This window comes from Azospira inquinata, from assembly GCF_018905915.1.
In the GTDB taxonomy this organism is placed as follows: Bacteria; Pseudomonadota; Gammaproteobacteria; order Burkholderiales; family Rhodocyclaceae; genus Azospira; species Azospira inquinata.
Genome location: NZ_CP064782.1, coordinates 2,294,327 through 2,312,600, shown reverse-complemented (window position 1 = coordinate 2,312,600; position 18,274 = coordinate 2,294,327). Strand labels below are relative to the sequence as shown.

The window sequence follows — 18,274 nt, the reverse complement described above, 5'->3', positions numbered from 1 at the left end:
CGAAAACTCAGTTACGCAGCGCCACCGCCGTGGGAGCCGCCTTATGGGGCGTATCCGGATGCCAGCCCAGCACCAGTAGCAGAGTGGCAAAACCCACCACGTAAGCCACCGCCACGGGCCAGCCGTAGCGCAGCCAGCGCCCCACGGATCGGCCTTCCGGAAAGAGATTGCAGAGGGCCACCCCGGCGGAGGAACCAAACCACACCATGGAACCGCCGAAACCCACGGCAAAGGCCAGGAAACCCCAATCATAGCCTCCCTGCTTGAGGGCCAGGGCGGTCAGGGGAATGTTGTCGAAAACGGCGGAAACAAAGCCCAGGCCAAAGGCAGTCTGCCAGGAGGGCGGCGGCAGATTGGCCACCGGCATCATGGAGGCGCAAAGCACCAGGGAAAGGAGGAACAGGGCGCCGGTAAAGGCCTGGGGCAGCACTTCCCAGTCCGGGCGGCGCAGGCCAGCGGTCACCAGAATAGCCAACCACACCGCCGCCCCCAGGAAGGGGAACCGGTCCGCCTGGGCGGGGAAAGCCGTATTCACCACCACATTGGTGCCCACCGCCGCCAGCAGAATGGCCCCCACCAGGGCCAAGCGCAGCCAATCCACCTGCACATGCTGGTGGGCGTGGTGGAGGATGGGGGAATAGGCGTGCTGCTGCCGGGCCGCCACCACCCCCACCAGCACCAGGGCCACCCCGGCGGCCACATAGGCGTCCAGCACCACGGCGGGGGCAATGCCGTCGATCCACATCATGGTGGTGGTGGTATCTCCCACCACGCTCCCCGCCCCCCCCGCATTGGCAGCGGCCACCAGGGCCGCCAGATAACCCACATGGACCTTGGCCCGGAACAGCTGGTGGGCCATGGCCCCACCGATCAGGGCGGCGGCGATATTGTCGAGAAAGCTGGAAAGCACAAACACCATGACCAGGAGCAGAAAGCCCCCCTTCCAATCCCGGGGCAAAAAGCGGGGCAACAGGGCCGGCAGCCGGGTCTTTTCAAAATGCCGGGAGAGAAGGGCAAAGCCCAGGAGCAGGGCGAGCAGATTCACCAGGGTCACCCATTCCCGACCCACCTGCCCCAGCCAGCCGGACAGCCCAGGCCCGGCCACAAAATCGGTGCACAGGCCCTTGTAGAGGGACACCGCGGTCAGTCCGGAAAGGCCCACGGCCAGGGAATGGTTCTGGAACAGGGCCACCCCCAGGAGGGTCAGTCCGAAAAGGAGAAATTCGGTGGGAATCCCGGCAAGAGTCAGGGGAGCGAAGGGGGCAGCCAGGGCAGGCGTGGCGGCCAGGGCCAGCAGCCCGCCCACCAACCGGGGACGCAACAGGGAAAAAGACATGGGCAGCAAAGGGCTCAAAAAAAAGGCCCCCAGGGGAAAAGCGGCGGGGGAGGCCTGAGTTTACCATGGGCTTCGGCAGGCTCCGGGGAGGGGCTGGCTGGGCTGGGCGGCTGGGCGGCATAGTAGCCGGTCCCCTCCTCCCTCCGTTTAAAAAACTTCAGGGTCAGGCCCTCAGCGCCGGCGCCAGGCCTTTTCCCCTTCCACCACCCCCCCGGCCACCAGGGCCACGGCCAGGCATTCCCCCCATTCCTGCCAGCCCAGGGGGGCCATGGCGAAAATGGACTGGAGGGGGGGCCAGTAGGTGAGCAGGCCCTGGAGCACCAGCATCAGGCCCACGCCCCACCATACCGCCGGATTGTTGCCCTGGTCCCGGGCAAAGGCCGGGCGGGTCAGGGAACGGCAGTTGAAAAGATAGACCGTTTCCACCAGCACAAACACATTCACCGCCACGCTGCGGGCCAAGGCCAGGGAATGGCCCCGGGCCTGTTCCAGGAGAAAGAGGCCGAAGGCCCCGGCCAGGAGCAAAACGGACACCAGCACAATGCGCCACAGCAGCACCCGGTCCAGAATGGGCGCCCGGGGGGGCCGGGGGGGCCGGGGGGGCCGCTCCATGACCGCCCCTTCCACCGGCTCAAAGGCCAGCATGAGGCCTAGGAGCACGGCGGTGGTCATGTTGATCCAGAGGATTTGCAGGGGGGTGATGGGCAGGGTCACCCCCGCCACAATGGCGGCCACGATCACCAGCCCCTCCCCGAAATTGGTGGGCAGGGTCCAGGTGATGAATTTCACCAGATTGTCGTAAATGCCCCGGCCCTCTTCCACCGCCGCTTCCACGGTGGCGAAATTGTCGTCGGTGAGCACCATGGCCGCCGCCTCCTTGGCCACCTCCGTGCCCCCCTGCCCCATGGCCACGCCGATGTCCGCCTGTTTCAGGGCCGGGGCGTCATTGACCCCGTCCCCGGTCATGGCCACCACCTGGCCGCTGGCCTGGAGGGCCCGCACCAGATCCAGTTTCTGTTCCGGGGCCACCCGGGCGAACACGTGGATGCGCCCGGCAGCCTGGGCCAATTCGGCGGCCTCCATTTCCCCCAGGTCCCGACCGCTGAGCACCCCGTCCCCCGGGTCGGCGATGCCCACCTGGCGGGCGATGGCCAGGGCGGTGCCGGGCTGGTCCCCGGTAATCATCTTGACCCGGATGCCCGCCCGGCGGCAGGCGGCCACGGCCCGGGCGGCGCTTTGCCGGGGCGGGTCGATCATGGCCACCAGCCCCAGGAGGCAAAGCCCGGCCAGGCTGGCTTCCGTGAGGGGCCCCTCCTGGCCCTCCCCCTGGGCCAGGGCCAGCACCCGCAGGCCCTGGGCCGCCATTTCCCGAGCCTGGGCCAGCACCACCTCCGTATCCAGGGGCTGGGGCTGCCCCTGGGGCCCCATCTGGCTGGCACAACGGCCCAGCAGGCGCTCCACCGCCCCTTTGACGAAGAGCCGGGGCCCGGCCGGGGTAGCGTGGCGGGTCGCCATGAACTGGCGCTCTGAGGTGAAGGGGATTTCGTCCAGCCGGGCATAGGCGCCGCTCCGAGCCGTGCCGCTTAAGCCAGCCCAGTCGGGCCGGGCCTTGCGGGCGGCAACGATGAGGGCCCCTTCCGTGGGATCGCCGCTGATGGCCCAGCGCCCCTCCTGCTGGACCAGGGCCCCGTCATTGCAGAGCAGCCCGGCCAGGAGGCAGGTTTCCACAACGGGGGGCAGCCCCCCCGCCGGGACGGACGTCCCAGCGTCCGCGGAGTCAGCCGGAGCGCCCAGGTTGGCCCCCGCCTGCCCCAGCCCGGGCAGGCTTGAGACTGGGGCGGAGGGGGAGGAATTGGCCACCGCGCTGGCGGCCTGGGGCTGGTCTGAAGCCAGAGAGAGGGAGGGAGCTTCCGCCTTATCCGCCTTATCCGCCTTATCCGCCTTATCCGCGTTTTCCGCGTTTTCCAGCACTCCCGGCTTCCCCGCCCCCCTTTGAACCTGGAAAGCCCCCATTGCCCCCGCCCCGGCCATTTCTTCCGCCCGATTGTCCAGGGGCGTAATGCGCCCTTCCGGAGCATAGCCGGTGCCGCTCACCTGCCAGCGGCGGCCGCCGGCCCAGAGCTCCCGCACCGTCATCTGGTTTTCCGTCAGGGTGCCGGTTTTGTCCGTGCAGATCACCGTGGTGCTGCCCAGGGTTTCCACGGCGGGCAGACGGCGCACGATGGCCCGGCGCCGGGCCATGCGCCCCACGCCGATGGCCAGGGTGACGGTGATGGCGGCGGGCAGACCTTCCGGAATGGCTCCCACGGCCAAGGCCACCGCTGCCATGAACATGTCGAAGGCCCGCTCCCCCCGGGCCAGGCCGATGGCAAAGGTGCCCAGGGCCAGGGCGCCGATGATCCACAGCAACAGGGAGGAAAACCGGGCCATGCGCCGGGTCAGGGGCGTGTCCAGGGACACGGCCTCCGCCAGGAGGCGGGAGATGCGCCCGGTTTCTGTTTCCAGGCCGGTGGCCACCACCAGGCCCAGGCCGCTCCCCGCCACCACCACCGTGCCCCCGTAGGCCAGATTGGACCGGTCCGCCAGCAGGGTTCCCGGAGCCAGGGGGGCCACGGACTTGGCCACGGGCAGGGATTCCCCGGTAAGGGCGGCTTCCATGGCCCGCAGTTCCTGGGCCCGGAGCAGGCGCAGGTCCGCCGGTACCCGGTCCCCGGCGGCCAGGAGCACCAGGTCCCCGGGTACCAGCTCCGCCGCCGCCACGGTCTGGCGCCGCCCCTCCCGGAGCACGGGCACCTGGCTCGCCACGCTCCGGGCCAGGGCCGCCAGGGCCGCCTCCGCCTTGCCTTCCTGAAGGTAGCCGATCACCCCATTGACCAGGGTGACGGCAAAAATCACCCCCGCATCCACCCATTCCCCCAGCAGGGCCGTAATCAGGGCGGAGGCTAGGAGCACCAGCACCAGGGGCGCGGCGAACTGGGCCAGGAAGCGACGCCAGGGGGCCGCCCCGGCCCGCTCGGGCAGCCGGTTTTCCCCATAGCGGGCGCGCCGCTCCGCCACCTGGGCCAAGGACAGACCCCCCTCCCCGTCCCCCTCCAGGGCCGCCAGGGCCTCTTCCGGACTCAGGGCATGCCACAGGATCGGAGCGGGACGGGCGGGGGAACTGGGGGAAGCAGGAGGGATGGGGGTCATGGCAGTCTCCAGAGGGCGGGGGACAGGCGCCCGAGGGAAGGGGCGGAGGGGCAGGCCGGGGGTGGCTTTGGCTTTGGCTTTGGCTTTGGCTTTGGCTTTGGCTTTGGCTTTGGCTTTGGCTTTGGCTTTGGCTTTGGCTTTGGCTTTGGCTTTGGCTTTGGCTTTGGCTTTGGCCTGGGCCTGGGCCGTAGCCGTAGCCGTAGCCGTAGGCGTAGCCGGGGCCGGGGCCGGGGCCGTCAAGAAAACCGCCCCAGCCCAAAGGCGTCAAGGGCGGAGGGAAGCAGCAGAGGGGGCCGTGGGCGCCCCAGCCTTTGGGACTCGTCCGGGCCCAACTTGCCCGGGAACCGGCTTCCCTCTTGCCCCCGATCCCTGGGGCCGCTCATCGGGCCGGGGACGGGCCTATCCTCCAGGCATAGGCTACCACGTCCGTCCCCCCGGCCCCAGGGGAGTGGGGGGCTGGAGAGGGGCCTGGTTCGGGCTTATCCAGCCAGGGGAAACATAGAACGCCAAAGCACGCCCCTCTCCAGGCAGTTTTTTGGCCCATCGAAAACGGCCCGCGAGCCATCCCCCACCCTGCCCGAGGGTTTCCCGGAGCTTTCCCAGCAACCCGGGGTCCCGCCCCAATTCCGCCTATTCCGGCGCCCGGCTGTCCAGGATCAGGGTCACCGGGCCGTCATTCACCAGCTCCACGGCCATGTCCGCGCCGAACACGCCGGTGGCCACGGGCTGGCCCCAGGCGGCGGAGAGACGGGCGACGAAGTCCTGGAACAGGGGGGCGGCCACCTCAGGGCGAGCGGCCCGACTCCAGGAGGGCCGGTTACCCTTGCGGGTGGCAGCAAAGAGGGTGAACTGGCTCACCGCCAGCAGGCCTCCCGCCGCCTCCGCCAGATTCCGATTCATCACCCCCTCCCCGTCGGGAAAGAGGCGCAGCTTCAATATCTTGGCCGCCAGGGCATCCATTTCCCGGCCCAGATCCGGGTTATCCCCGTCCGCCGTCTCAAAGCCCACCAGGAGCAGGTAGCCCCGGCCCACGGCCCCCGTTTCCCGGCCATCCACGGTCACCCGCGCCCGGGCCACCCGTTGCAAGACGATACGCATTGACTGTCCTTATGCCTGATAGCGCCAGGCCCGCCCGGGGATCGGCCCCAAGGACTGGCCGACGCCCTCTAGGCTTTACGCCACCCGATTCGGATATTGGTTGTCCAGAATGGCCTTTTCCAGATTGGCCATGAGCTGTTCCGCCAGGGCCCCCATGGCCGGCAGGCTGGCCCAGGCCACGTGGGGCGTGAGAATGAAGCGGGGATTGGCCAGCAGGTCCGGGGCCAGGAGGGGATGATCCGGCTGGGGCGGTTCCTGGCTCAGCACATCCACCCCGGCGCCCCCCAGATGGCCGGAGCGCAGGGCGGCCGCCAGGGCCACTTCATCCACCAGGCCGCCCCGCCCCGTATTGATGACCACGGCGCCGGGCTTCAGGGCCGCCAGTTCCGCTGGGCCGATGAGGTGGCGGGTAGCGTCGGTGAGGGGGCAGTGCAAACTCAGGGCGTCGGCCCGGGCCAGGACTTCGGTAAAAGGGGTGTAGCCGGGGCGGATCAGGGAAGCGCCCCGGTGTTCGGCAAACAGCACGGTCATACCAAAGGATTCCGCCAGCCGGGCCACGCCCTGACCCAGGCTGCCCCGGCCCACCAGGCCCAGGGTGGCGCCATGCAGGTCCCGGATGGGGGGGCCGAACCAGCAGAACTGGGGCGCGGCGCTCCAGGCCCCCCGGGCCATGGCGGCCCCATAGGCAGGCAGGTTGCGGAACAGGCTCAGAAGCATGGCCAGCACGTGTTCCGGCACCGTATGTTCCGCGTAGCCCCGGATATTGGTAACCCGAATACCCCGCTCCCGGGCGGCGGCCAAATCCACGTTGTTGGTGCCCGTGGCGGCCACGGCCACCAGCTTGAGCCGGGGCAGGCGGGCCAGCACGGCGGCGCTCAAGGGGGCTTTGTTCACAATGGCCACGGTGGCGTCCGCCAGCCGTTCGGCCACCTCTTCCGGCGCCGTGCGGGGATATTCCCGCCATTCATGGGGAAAGGCCGGGCGACGCAGGGGCACGGGCAGGCCGTCCCCTTCCAGATAAACGATGTGTTCCATGGCAATCCCTTCCCCTGACAGGGGGCAAGCCTTCCAGGGAAGTCCGGCTTCCCTGGAAATTTCCCGGTGGTGGGGGAGGGAACCCCGCGCCCCGGGGCGTGGCGCCTCAGTTTCCGGCCAGGGCCCCGGCCCAGGCGGCCCCCAGGACCTCATCCGCCTCCGCCTCAAAGGCGGGCTTGGCCCCCAGGCGCTGCTTCACCTTTTCCCGCCAGCCCGCCGCCCCGGCCAGGGCCAGCCGATCCACCCCCGGGTGGGCGGCCAGGGCCAGCACCGCCGCTTCGTCCCCCTGAACCAGGTTGCACACCCCGTCGGGCAGACCGGCCCGAGTCCATAGTTCGGCTAGGGCCACCCCACAGGAAGGAGCTTTGGTACTGGGTTTCAGCACCGCCACCCCGCCATCGGCCAGCACCTGGGCGGAAAGCACCAGGGGGGCCAAGAGGGGCGCCTGATGGTCATAAAGCAACCCCGCCACCTGGGGCGCGGCGTCCCGGGGCTCGATCCGGGCCAGCAGGGCCAGGGCCCGATCCACTTCAGCGGCGCAGTCCGCCCCGTCCCGCCCGGTTTCTTCCCCCAGCAATTTGGCGAAGTGGTCCCGGTAACGGCCCAGGCTTTCCCCCAGCTGAGTCAGGCAGCCCCGGCGGGTTTCCCCGTCGCTGCCGTTCCAGGCCCCCAGGGCCAGGCGGGCGCCGGACACGGCGGTTTCCACCTCGTCCGCCCCGCACAGGGGAATCTTGCGCAGCACCTGACCGTCCGGACCGCCCACCACATCGAGGAAACTGGGCGCCATGGTGAGAAAGGCCCGGCCATTAATCCACAACGGCAGGGCGGGAGCGTCTTCAGCATTGAGCAGCATGGGCAAACATCCTTTCGGTTAGACCGGTCCAGGGGCGGGGCAAAGGCGGCGGGGCTCCCCATCGGCGGATAGCCGGTGGGGGAGCGGACAGGGGCAGTTTCCTTTCCGGCAAAGGCAAGCATCCCCACCATAGACCGCTTTTTTGCGCCGGAAACCCCACTTTTTTCCCCTTATCGGGTTTCTACGTATTGCAGCGCACAATTCCATAATGCGAAAATTAGGCGCCTTTCAAAAAACCAAGCCCGAATTATAGTGGGTGCCTTCACCCCGGCGCGACACGGAAAGCGACAAAAACATCATGGCGGAGAACACAGCAGCAAAAGCCCAGGAAAAATCCGGGGAACATCGCAACTCCATCCAGGTCATCGACCGCATGATGTCCCTGCTGGACGCCCTGGCGGCCACGCCGGACCCGGTGAGCCTGAAGCAGCTGGCCCAGGCTACCCAGCTCCACCCCTCCACCGCCCACCGCATCCTGGCGGCCATGACCCACGCCCGCTTTGTGGAACGGCAGGAGCCGGGCAGCTACCGCCTGGGTATCCGCCTGCTGGAACTGGGCAATCTGGTGAAGTCCCGCATCAATCTGCGGGAAGTGGCCCTGCCCTTCATGCAGCAGCTCCATGAGGTCATCGGGGAAGCCATTAATCTGGGGGTGCGGCGGGACGACGAACTGGTCTATATCGAGCGCACCTCCGGGGGCCGCTCCCTGGTGCGGGTGGTGTATCTGGTGGGAGGCAGCGCCCCCCTCCACACCACCTCCGTAGGCAAGCTCTACCTGGCGGAAGCCACACCCCAGGAAGTACGGGATTACGCCAAGCGTACCGGCCTGCCCGGCAAGACCCCCCACGCCCTGACCACCCTGGCCGCCCTGGAAAAGGAACTGGACTGGATTCGCCGCCACCACGTGGCCTTCGACAACGAGGAGGCGGAAGTGGGCCTGCGCTGTGTCGCCGCCCCCATCCGGGACGACGAGGGAGTTCTGGTGGCCGGCCTCTCCGTTTCCGCCCCGGCGGACCGGCACAACAAGGACTGGGCCATCCAGGTGAAAAACTTCGCCGACGCCATTTCCCAGGCCCTGGGCTATCTCCGGCCCCAGCGTTAAGCCGCGCCCATCTGGGCGGCACCGGAAGAAAAGCGGGGCTTGAGAGGGCGGCACGGGGGAAGTGCCTCTGGGGCTACAGAAGGCAAAAGCTCATGGAGCGCCTCTCCGCCCCCCCTCTCCCAGCCGGAGCGCCATCCATCCGCCCATAAAAAAAGCCGCAATACTGCGGCTTTTTTTTATGGAGACCGGAGGCCAATCTCCGGTCGGAAGCAGGATTACACCGGGCTGGAACGACGGCCCAGGGAGGCGCTTTCCATCCAGTGTTTGATGCGTTGGGCGTCGCCGATCCGGGTCATGGCACCGGCAGAGTCCAGCAGCACGATGACCACGGGCTTTTCCGCCACCCGGGCCTGCATCACTAGGCACTTGCCCGCTTCCTGGATGTAGCCGGTCTTGGACAGGCCGATATCCCAGGCGCTGTTGTGGTTGCGGATCAGGGCATTGGTGTTATGGAACTCTTCCACCCGGCCGTGAATTTCCACGGTGGCACCGGAGGTGGTGGTGAAGTCCCGAATTTGGGAATAGTTGTGGGCCGCGGCCACCATCTTGGCCAGATCGGCGGCGGTGGACACGTTGTTGCTGGTCAGGCCGGTGGGATCTTCAAAGTGGGTTTCGTTCATGCCCAGGGAACGGGCCTTGCGGTTCATGGCATCCACAAAGGCGCGCAGACCACCCGGGTAGCTACGAGCCAGGGCGTGGGCGGCCCGGTTTTCGGAAGACATGAGGGCCAGCAGCATGGCGTGTTCCCGGGTCAGCACCGTGCCCACGGGCAGACGGGAGCGACTGTTGCGCAGGGTATCCACGTCGTTGGCGGCAATGGTGATGGGGGCGGACATGTCCGGCTTGGAATCCAGCACCACCATGGCCGTCATCAGCTTGGAAATGGAAGCGATGGGCATGATGGAGGAGGCGTTCTTCTGGTAAATCACCTCACCGCTGCTCTGATCCAGCACCATGGCGGCGCTGGATTGGACAGCCAAACGGCGGGCGGCCCCCAGATCGTCCGGCGCGGCGGAAGCGTGGCGGATGGCGTGGTGGGTTACCACGGCGGCGCTGCCGGCCAGGGCCAGCTTGGCGCCGGTCTTGGTGGAGCGGGCCAGTTTACTGGACTTTTCCGCCTTGGCCGTTTTGGTGGCCTTGGCGGGGGCTTTGGCGGCGACGGTCGCCGGGTGTTTCTTGGCCTTGTGATGGCTGGCGGCTTCAGCCGGGCCGTACGCACCAGTGCCGACGGCGACAGAAAGTCCCAGCAGCATGGCTCTGACGAGATGCTTCCGCATTGATCTCTCCTGCAGTGTTATTACCTTTATTTTACGTCAGTTTGGGGCTTTACCTGAATACATTAATTGAACCAATAGGATAGAAAGCTTTTATGAGGTAATTTCCCCAACAAATTCAAAAGCCGACGGCCCACAAAAACCCCATAGGCATGAGGGGCTTAATATTTCGGCGCCCGCCCACGAAGGCAGAACGGCTGAAAAAAAGGGACCGCCGAAGCGGTCCCTTTTAAGTCTTACCCCCCGTTCCCGGGCTAGGGAAAGGCCGCCCTTCCGAAATAACGGCGCGGAAAAATACCCGCCCCTCCGAAAAAGCGGCTTTCGGCAGGAAACCCTAACCGTGCAGGTGGGCATCCACCACGGTGAGGGCGGTCATATTCACAATGCGCCGCACCGTGGCCGTGGGGGTGAGGATGTGCACCGCCTTGGAAGGCCCAAGGAGAATGGGCCCCACGGTGAGATTGTCCCCAGCGGCGGACTTGAGCAGGTTGAAGGAAATATTGGCCGCATCCAGGGTGGGCATGATGAGCAGGTTGGCCTGGCCCTTGAGCCGGGAATTGGGGAACACCCGCAGGCGGATTTCCTCGTCCAGGGCCGCGTCCCCGTGCATTTCCCCTTCCACTTCCAGACCCGGCTCCCGCTCATTGAGAAGGCGCAGCACTTCCCGCATTTTCAGAGAGGTGGGGGTATTTTCCGTGCCGAAGCTGGAATGGGACAGGAGGGCCACCTTGGGGGTAATGCCAAAGCGGCGGATTTCCGAAGCCGCCAGGATGGTCATTTCCGCCAGCTGCTCCGCCGTGGGATCGTAATTCACATAGGTGTCCGCAATGAACACGGTACGACCCGGCAGCATCACCAGGTTCATGGCGTAATAGCTGGTGGCCCCCGGCTCCAGATCGATGATGTTGGAGACGTAGAAGCGGTGCAGCTGGTGGCGCCCGAAGGTGCCGCAGATCATGCCGTCAGCGTAGCCCAGGCGCACGGTCATAGCGGAAATGAGGGAGGAACGGCGCCGCACTTCCCGCTTGGCGTAATCCACGGACACCCCCTTGCGCTCCATGAGCCGGTGGTACTCGCTCCAGTATTCCTTGAAGCGGGGATCGTAGTCCGGGTTGATGATTTCGAAATCCTCCCCGGCCTTGAGGCGCAGCCCGGCCCGCTCGATGCGCTGCTCGATCACCTGGGGCCGGCCCACCAGGATGGGCTTGGCGATGCCTTCGTCCAGCACCACCTGGACGGCCCGCAGCACCCGTTCATCTTCCCCTTCCGCATAGACGATGCGCTTGGGGTTTTTCTTGGCGGCGGTGAAGACGGGCTTCATGATCAGGCCCGAGTGGTACACAAACTCGTTCAGGCTCTGCACATAGGCGTTGAAATCCTTGATGGGCCGGGTGGCCACCCCGGAATCCATGGCCGCCTGGGCCACCGCCGGGGCAATCTTGACGATGAGGCGGGGATCGAAGGGCTTGGGAATCAGATATTCCGGGCCAAAGCCCGTGGCTTCCTCCCCATAGGCCGCCGCCACCACTTCGCTCTGCTCGGCCCGGGCCAGTTCGGCGATGGCCTGGACCGCCGCCAGCTTCATCTGCTCCGTAATGGTAGAGGCCCCCACGTCCAGGGCCCCCCGGAAAATGAAGGGGAAGCAGAGGACGTTATTCACCTGATTGGGATAGTCGGAACGGCCCGTGGCAATAATGGCGTCGTCCCGCACCTTTTTCACCTCATCCGGGGAAATTTCCGGGGTGGGATTGGCCAGGGCCATAATCAGGGGCTTGGCCGCCATTTTGGCCACCATCTCCGGCTTCAACACCCCGCCCGCGGACAAGCCCAGGAAAACGTCCGCGTCCGCAATCACCTCACCCAGGGTCCGGGCGTCCGTCACCTTGGCGTAGCGGGCCTTGATGTCATCCATTTCCTCGGTGCGGCCCTCATAGACCACCCCCTTGATGTCCGTCACCCAGATGTTTTCCACCGGAATGCCCAGCATCACCAGCAGGTCCAGGCAGGCCAGGGCCGCGGCCCCGGCGCCGGAGGTCACCAGCTTGATCTTTTTCGGGTCCTTGCCCAGATAGGTGAGACCGTTGAGGATGGCCGCCCCCACCACAATGGCGGTGCCGTGCTGGTCATCGTGGAAGACGGGGATCTTCATCCGCTCCCGCAGCTTCTTCTCAATATAGAAGCACTCGGGGGCCTTGATATCTTCCAGGTTGATGCCGCCGAAGGTGGGCTCCAGGCTGGCGATGGTCTCGATGAGCAGGTCCGGGTTGGGCTGCTGAATTTCCAGGTCGAAGACGTCAATGTTGGCGAATTTCTTGAACAGCACCCCCTTGCCTTCCATCACCGGCTTGGCCGCCAAAGGCCCGATGTTGCCCAGGCCCAGCACGGCGGTGCCATTGGTGATGACCCCCACCAGATTGGCCCGGGAGGTCATGGCGGACACTTCCGCCGGATTGGCGACAATTTCCTCGCAGGCCGCCGCCACCCCGGGGGAATAGGCCAGGGACAGATCATATTGGTTGGTCAGCTGTTTGGTGGGCTGGACCGAGATTTTCCCCGGATGGGGTTGGCGGTGATAAGCCAGCGCCGCCTCGCTCAATTGGTTTTTTTCCATGGTGGGATTCACTATATACAATGATGTCTCGTATTATGAAATTTGTAGACCAAGTATAAAGGCCGGGAACTCTTCTGGCGAGTTCCTATCAAATGGCTCTTATGGCATAATCCAGCCCTCTTTCGAGGGGGAATTCGGAGTGCGCCACGGCGCAATGCCACCCGGCCCCGGTCTCCCTCCTGACCGCCTATCATGCGCGAACCCGCATACCACCATAGGGCGACGGAAGTTTCAACCGCCCTTGCCGAACATCCCTGGCGCCTCCCTGCTAGCCGCCCATCCTGGGATGTCTCCCCGTGTCACCCGTTTCCTTAAATATTCCTAGAACTAGGAGATTCGGAAGCTATGAGCAACACGTTTACCATCACCAACATCAACGCCCCCGCCTATGTCAAACATGAGGGGATCAAACAATGGGTCGCGGACATCGCCAACCTGACCCAGCCTGAAGCCGTCTACTGGGCCGACGGTTCCCAGGAAGAGTACGACCGGCTGTGCAATCAGATGGTGGAAGCGGGCATGCTGACCCGCCTCAACCAGGAAAAGCGCCCCGGCTCCTACCTGGCCTGCTCTGATCCCTCCGACGTGGCCCGGGTGGAAGACCGCACCTTCATCTGTAGCGCCAAGAAGGAAGATGCGGGCCCCACCAATAACTGGGAAGAACCGGCCAAGATGCGGGAAACGCTGAATGGCCTCTTCCAAGGCGCCATGAAGGGCCGCACCCTGTACGTGGTGCCCTTCTCCATGGGCCCCCTGGGTTCCCCCATCGCCCACATCGGCATCGAACTGACCGACAGCCCCTACGTGGTAACCAACATGCGCATCATGACCCGCATGGGCAAGGGCGTCTTCGACGTGCTGGGTAGCGACGGCACTTTCGTGCCCTGCGTCCATTCCGTGGGCGCTCCCCTGGAAGCCGGGCAAAAAGATTCCCGCTGGCCCTGCAACCCCACCACCAAGTACATCGTCCATTACCCGGAAACCCGGGAAATCTGGTCCTACGGTTCCGGTTACGGTGGCAACGCCCTGCTGGGCAAGAAGTGTTTTGCCCTGCGCATCGCTTCCAACATGGCCCGGGACCAAGGCTGGCTGGCCGAACACATGCTCATCCTGGGCGTGGAATCCCCGGAAGGCGAAAAGTCCTACGTGGCGGCGGCTTTCCCCTCCGCCTGTGGCAAGACCAACTTCGCCATGCTGATCCCGCCCAAGACTTTCAACGGCTGGAAAATCACCACCATCGGTGACGACATCGCCTGGATCAAGCCCGGGAAAGACGGCAAGTTCTACGCCATCAACCCGGAAGCCGGCTTCTTCGGCGTGGCCCCCGGCACCTCCGAAAAGACCAACTTCAACGCCCTGGCCACCCTGCGTCAGAACGTGATTTTCACCAACGTGGCCCTCACCGATGACGGGGACGTGTGGTGGGAAGGCATGACCAAGGAAGCCCCGGCCCATCTGATCGACTGGCAAGGCAAGGACTGGACCCCGGAAGACGGCAAAAACGGTCGCAAGGCCGCCCACGCCAACTCCCGCTTCACCGCCCCCGCCTCCCAATGCCCGTCCATCGACCCGGCCTGGGAAAATCCCCAAGGGGTGCCCATCTCCGCCTTTATCTTCGGCGGTCGGCGGGCCACCACCGTGCCCCTGGTCTATGAAGCCTTCAACTGGAACTTCGGCGTCTACATGGCCGCCACCCTGGGTTCCGAAACCACCGCTGCGGCCGCCGGCAAGCAAGGCGTGGTGCGCCGCGACCCCTTCGCCATGCTGCCCTTCTGCGGCTACCACATGGGCGATTACTTCAACCATTGGCTGAAGATGGGTCACGTGGTGGAACACACGCCCCACATTTTCTGCGTGAACTGGTTCCGGGTGGATCAGGACGGCAAATTCATGTGGCCCGGCTTCGGCGACAACATGCGGGTGCTGAAGTGGATCATCGAACGGGTCAAAGGCAAGGTTGGCGCCAAGGAAACCGTGCTGGGCTGGATGCCTAAGTTCAGCGACATCGACTGGACCGATCTGGATATTTCCAAGGAACAGTTCGACGCCCTGACCACGGTGGACGGGGATGCCTGGAAGACCGAACTGGCCTCCCACAAAGAATGGTTCGACAAAATGGGCGACCGTCTGCCCCGGGAACTGGCCATCAAGCGGGAACTGTTCGAACTGGGTCTGGACAAGACGGCGGTCTGATCTCCGTCTTCCCTTCCCCTCAAAAGCCGCCCTCCGGGGCGGCTTTTTCATGGAGCCAGCCCCGGGGGAGTAAAATTCTCCCCCTTTCCCATCCTTTGCCCGGGTCCATCCCGGACCGCTGTCCGCCCATGCTTGCCTCCGCCCCCCGCCTCGCCGACATCGCCCCCTTCCACGTCATGGAACTCCTTTCCCGGGCCCGAGAACTGGAAGCCCAGGGGCGGGACATCGTGCATATGGAAGTGGGGGAACCGGACTTTCCCACTCCCGCCCCCATCCTGGCCGCCGCCCAGGACTTCCTGAGCCGGGGTCAGGTGCAATACACCCCGGCCCTGGGCCTGCCCCAGCTGCGGGAAGCCATCGCGGGCTTCTACCAGAGCCGTTACGGGGTTACGGTGGCACCGGAACGCATTGCCGTGACCGCCGGGGCTTCCGGTGCCCTCACCCTGGCCCTGGCCTGTCTGGCCACCCCCGGGCGGGAATGGCTGGTCACCGATCCGGGCTACCCCTGCAACCGCCATTTCATTCGGGCCTTCGAGGGCGTGCCGGTAAGTATCCCGGTGGGCCCGGAGAGCGACTACCAACCGACCCTGGCAGACCTGGAACGCCATTGGACGCCCCGTACGGACGGGGCCCTCTTCGCCTCCCCCGCCAATCCCACGGGCACCCTGCTCAGCGCCGATCAGCTCCGCACCATGGCGGATTTCATCCGCCAGCGGGGCGGACAGTTCATCGTGGATGAGATTTACCACGGCCTCACCTACGGCCTGGACGCCCCCACGGCCCTGGCCCAGGGAGAAGATATTTTCGTGGTGCAGAGCTTTTCCAAATACTTCCACATGACCGGCTGGCGCCTGGGCTGGCTGGTCATGCCCCCCCGCTTTGTCCGGGACGTGGAGAAGCTGGCCCAGAATCTCTTCATTGCCGCCTCCACCCCGGCCCAACACGCTGCCCTGGCGGCCTTCCAGCCCGAAACCATCGCCATCCTGGAAGCCCGCCGGGAGCAATTCCGCCTGCGCCGGGACGCCCTCATGCCCGCCCTGCAGGAGGCGGGATTCCGCCTAGCCACCCAGCCCCAGGGCGCCTTCTACCTGTACGCGGATTGCAGCGCCTTTACGGACGACAGCTTCAGCTTTGCCCGGAATCTGCTGGAAGAAGGGGGGGTGGCCGTTACCCCCGGCATCGACTTCGGCCAGCACCAGGCGGCTCGCCACATACGCCTAGCCTACACGGCGGACCGGGAGCGGCTCCTGGAAGGAGTCGCCCGCATCCGGCGCTTTCTCGGCCGATAGGACGGGAGTCATCAGAATCCGGGCGGTAGCCCGGATTTAGCCGGTCCTCTTACCTCCTAGCTCCGTTCCCCCCAGGGCTTGAGGGGTAAAAAGGTCCGCATACCCGCCCCACCGCCCGCCCCTTTCCCCAATCATCGAGCCATCCAGCCTCCGCAACGAAGGCTTCGGCCCCCCCATAAAAAAAGCCTTTCCCGAGGGAAAGGCTTTTTTGTCAGGAGCGTTCCCCCTTACTTCGGCCGGGAGCCGGAGGGAAAGGGCCAGGCAGCGGCCGGGTTAAGCACGGATTTGCGGCCCGGAGCAGCGGCAGTGGAAGGAGGCGTCGCCGCCTTTTCCGCCTTGGCGGGCTTTTTCTCCCCGGCTTTCTTCGCAGCTGGAGCAGCCTTAGCCGCCTTGGGAGCAGCACTCTTGGCCGCAGCGGGCGCCTTGGCCGGAGCAGGGGCCTTGGCCGTCTTGCTCACCGCCTTGGCTGGAGTGGCCTTTTTCCCCGCCGGAGCTTTAGCGGGAGTGGCCTTGGTAGCAGCCTTGGGGGCTGCCTTTACTTCACTCTTAGCCGCCGGCTTGGGAGCTGCTTTAGCGACTGGCTTTGGCGCCGGTTTAGCCGCGCTTTTGGCCGGAGTTACCGCCTTGGCCTTACTGGCAGGCTTGGCGGCAGGGGCCTCTTTGCCAAGGGCTTTGGCTTTGGTAGCAGGAGCCTTGGTCACAGCGGCCTTGGCAGCAGGTTTAGGGGCAGCCTTGCTCGCCGCTTTGGCCGGAGCCTTGGCGGCAGCCGGTTTTGCCACGGCCTTGGCAGCGGGCTTGGGAGCCGCTTTGGCCGTTACCGCTTTTTTCACCGGAGCGGCTTTCACCGCCTTCACCGGGGCCTTGGCGGCTTCCGTTACCTTGGCCGCCGCCACGGGCTTGGCGGGCTTGGCGGATTTGGCAGCTTTCACCGCTTTGGCGGGCTTTTCCGCCTTGGGGGCTTTGGCCGCTTTTTCCCCTTTCGGTGCTTTTTCCTGCTTGTCCGCCTTTTTCACCGCCTTTTTGTCCTCGGCTTTCTTTTCCGCCTTTTTCTCTACCTTCTTGGGCGCCGCCGTGGCCGCCTTTTTGGTGGCGGCTTTGGCGGGGGTTTTATCCCCCTTTTCCGCTTTTTCCACCTTCGCCGCCTTGGTCAGGGATTTCTTTTCCTTATCCCCATCGCTTTTGCTTTTTTTTGCTGCCATGAACTACCTCCTTTTCCAGATTTTCCGGATTCGAAAACGTATGACCGACACCCACTGTCCGACCCGGCCAAAGCGGCGCGGATCATTCATGCCGTCGTCCCCGGACGGCGGCAAAGAATGGGAAAAACAAGGCCCAGATCCGGCGTCGAACACCGGGCCCAAAGGCCAAAGCACATCCGCTCCCCCCATGGGAGAACAGGACCTCAAGGAAACGGGGAATACCAGGGAAAAGCGGCGGAGACGGAAAAGCTCCGGGAAAGGAACAGGCGGGAAAAGACGGATCATTTCCCGGCCTCCGTCAGCGGGCGCCCAGAACGGGCGCAGGCCTGGCCCCCAGGGAGCGGGGGCGGATGGGCGCCGAGCCCTTACGGGGGCGCCAAAGAAGAACGGTGGAGGAATTCACCACGCAGCAACCACTAAATGTTGTGTGCCAGATATGAAATTCGGCTAATTCTAGGGGGCCCTTTATCTGGGGGCAAGGATTTTCTCGGTAAACAGGACTTCCGGATAGATCAAATCGGGAAAAGCTTCGTAAACCCGAGTCCAGTCGAAGCAGGGCCCGGGATCGTTTTTCCGCCCCGGAGCAATGTGGCTATGGCCCGCCACTCCCGTAAGGGGGTAGCGCCGGGCAAGGGCCCCCAGGAGGCGGTTGAGGCTCCCATACTGGGCCGGGGTAAAGCCCTGGCGGTCGCTGTCATAGCCTTCCAGTTCAATGCCCACGGAAAAATCGTTGCAGCGGGAAACCCCTTGCCATTCTGACTTTCCCGCGTGCCAGGCCCGAGCATCGCAGGAGACGAACTGGACCACCTGGCCGTCCCGCTGTACGAAAAAGTGGGATGACACTTCCATGCCGTGGATTTGGGCAAAATAGGGATGGGCGGCCGGGTCCAGCCGGTTGGTAAAGAAATCCGTCACCCAGGGGCCACCGAATTCCCCCGGAGGCAGGCTGATGGAATGGACCACGGCCAGATGCACCCGGCCCCCCTCCGGGCGAAGATCGAAATTGGGGGAAGGGGTATGCCGTACCCCCTCCAGCCAGCCCGCCCCATCCCACTGCCAGTCGGGGGCCTCACGGGGCGCTTGTGACTTGTCCAT

12 protein-coding genes are annotated in these 18,274 nt (G+C 65.3%); 3 read left to right on the top strand and 9 right to left on the bottom strand.

Annotated elements, in window-relative coordinates:
- Positions 1-7 precede the first annotated feature (7 nt).
- From Azoinq_RS10565 to Azoinq_RS10545, 5 genes are all read right to left on the bottom strand, one after another.
- Positions 8-1,336 (bottom strand): SLC13 family permease, encoded by a 1,329-nt coding sequence (locus Azoinq_RS10565; RefSeq protein ID WP_216129289.1) that lies wholly within the window; start codon positions 1,334-1,336, stop codon positions 8-10.
- Between the two features lie 171 nt (positions 1,337-1,507).
- Positions 1,508-4,525, bottom strand: coding sequence for a cation-translocating P-type ATPase (locus Azoinq_RS10560; protein WP_216129291.1), 3,018 nt, complete (start codon positions 4,523-4,525; stop codon positions 1,508-1,510).
- A 630-nt stretch (positions 4,526-5,155) separates the two neighbouring features.
- Positions 5,156-5,623, bottom strand: coding sequence for a D-aminoacyl-tRNA deacylase (dtd, locus tag Azoinq_RS10555; protein ID WP_216129292.1), 468 nt, complete (start codon positions 5,621-5,623; stop codon positions 5,156-5,158).
- A 75-nt stretch (positions 5,624-5,698) separates the two neighbouring features.
- Positions 5,699-6,658 (bottom strand): D-2-hydroxyacid dehydrogenase, encoded by a 960-nt coding sequence (locus Azoinq_RS10550; protein WP_216129294.1) that lies wholly within the window; start codon positions 6,656-6,658, stop codon positions 5,699-5,701.
- Between the two features lie 106 nt (positions 6,659-6,764).
- A complete protein-coding gene (locus tag Azoinq_RS10545) occupies positions 6,765-7,511 on the bottom strand; it encodes an aldehyde dehydrogenase family protein (RefSeq protein WP_216129296.1) in 747 nt (248 codons plus the stop codon).
- Between the two features lie 298 nt (positions 7,512-7,809).
- On the opposite strand from Azoinq_RS10545, the gene Azoinq_RS10540 reads away from it, so the two are divergent.
- Positions 7,810-8,613: an IclR family transcriptional regulator gene (locus tag Azoinq_RS10540; protein ID WP_232368462.1), complete on the top strand. Its 804-nt coding sequence runs from the start codon at positions 7,810-7,812 to the stop codon at positions 8,611-8,613.
- Positions 8,614-8,828: 215 nt separating this feature from the next.
- Here Azoinq_RS10540 and Azoinq_RS10535 read toward each other — a convergent pair whose 3' ends face one another.
- Together Azoinq_RS10535 and Azoinq_RS10530 are read right to left on the bottom strand one after the other, a co-directional pair.
- The gene (locus Azoinq_RS10535; RefSeq protein WP_216129298.1) at positions 8,829-9,890 is read right to left on the bottom strand and encodes a serine hydrolase; all 1,062 of its coding nucleotides are present in this window, start codon (positions 9,888-9,890) and stop codon (positions 8,829-8,831) included.
- 331 nt (positions 9,891-10,221) lie between these two features.
- Positions 10,222-12,498, bottom strand: a complete 2,277-nt coding sequence (locus Azoinq_RS10530; protein WP_216129300.1) for an NADP-dependent malic enzyme — start codon at positions 12,496-12,498, stop codon at positions 10,222-10,224.
- A 345-nt stretch (positions 12,499-12,843) separates the two neighbouring features.
- Between Azoinq_RS10530 and Azoinq_RS10525 the strand changes: the two genes are divergently transcribed.
- Together Azoinq_RS10525 and Azoinq_RS10520 are read left to right on the top strand one after the other, a co-directional pair.
- Complete coding sequence (locus tag Azoinq_RS10525; protein ID WP_216129302.1) at positions 12,844-14,691, top strand: phosphoenolpyruvate carboxykinase (GTP); 1,848 nt, start codon at positions 12,844-12,846, stop codon at positions 14,689-14,691.
- Between the two features lie 128 nt (positions 14,692-14,819).
- Positions 14,820-15,980 (top strand): pyridoxal phosphate-dependent aminotransferase, encoded by a 1,161-nt coding sequence (locus Azoinq_RS10520; RefSeq protein ID WP_216129304.1) that lies wholly within the window; start codon positions 14,820-14,822, stop codon positions 15,978-15,980.
- Between the two features lie 227 nt (positions 15,981-16,207).
- Here the strand turns inward: Azoinq_RS10520 and Azoinq_RS10515 are convergent, their stop codons facing one another.
- The gene (locus tag Azoinq_RS10515) at positions 16,208-17,179 is read right to left on the bottom strand and encodes a hypothetical protein (protein ID WP_216129307.1); all 972 of its coding nucleotides are present in this window, start codon (positions 17,177-17,179) and stop codon (positions 16,208-16,210) included.
- A gap of 465 nt (positions 17,180-17,644) precedes the next feature.
- Complete coding sequence (gene ampD / locus Azoinq_RS10510; RefSeq protein ID WP_216129309.1) at positions 17,645-18,274, bottom strand: 1,6-anhydro-N-acetylmuramyl-L-alanine amidase AmpD; 630 nt, start codon at positions 18,272-18,274, stop codon at positions 17,645-17,647.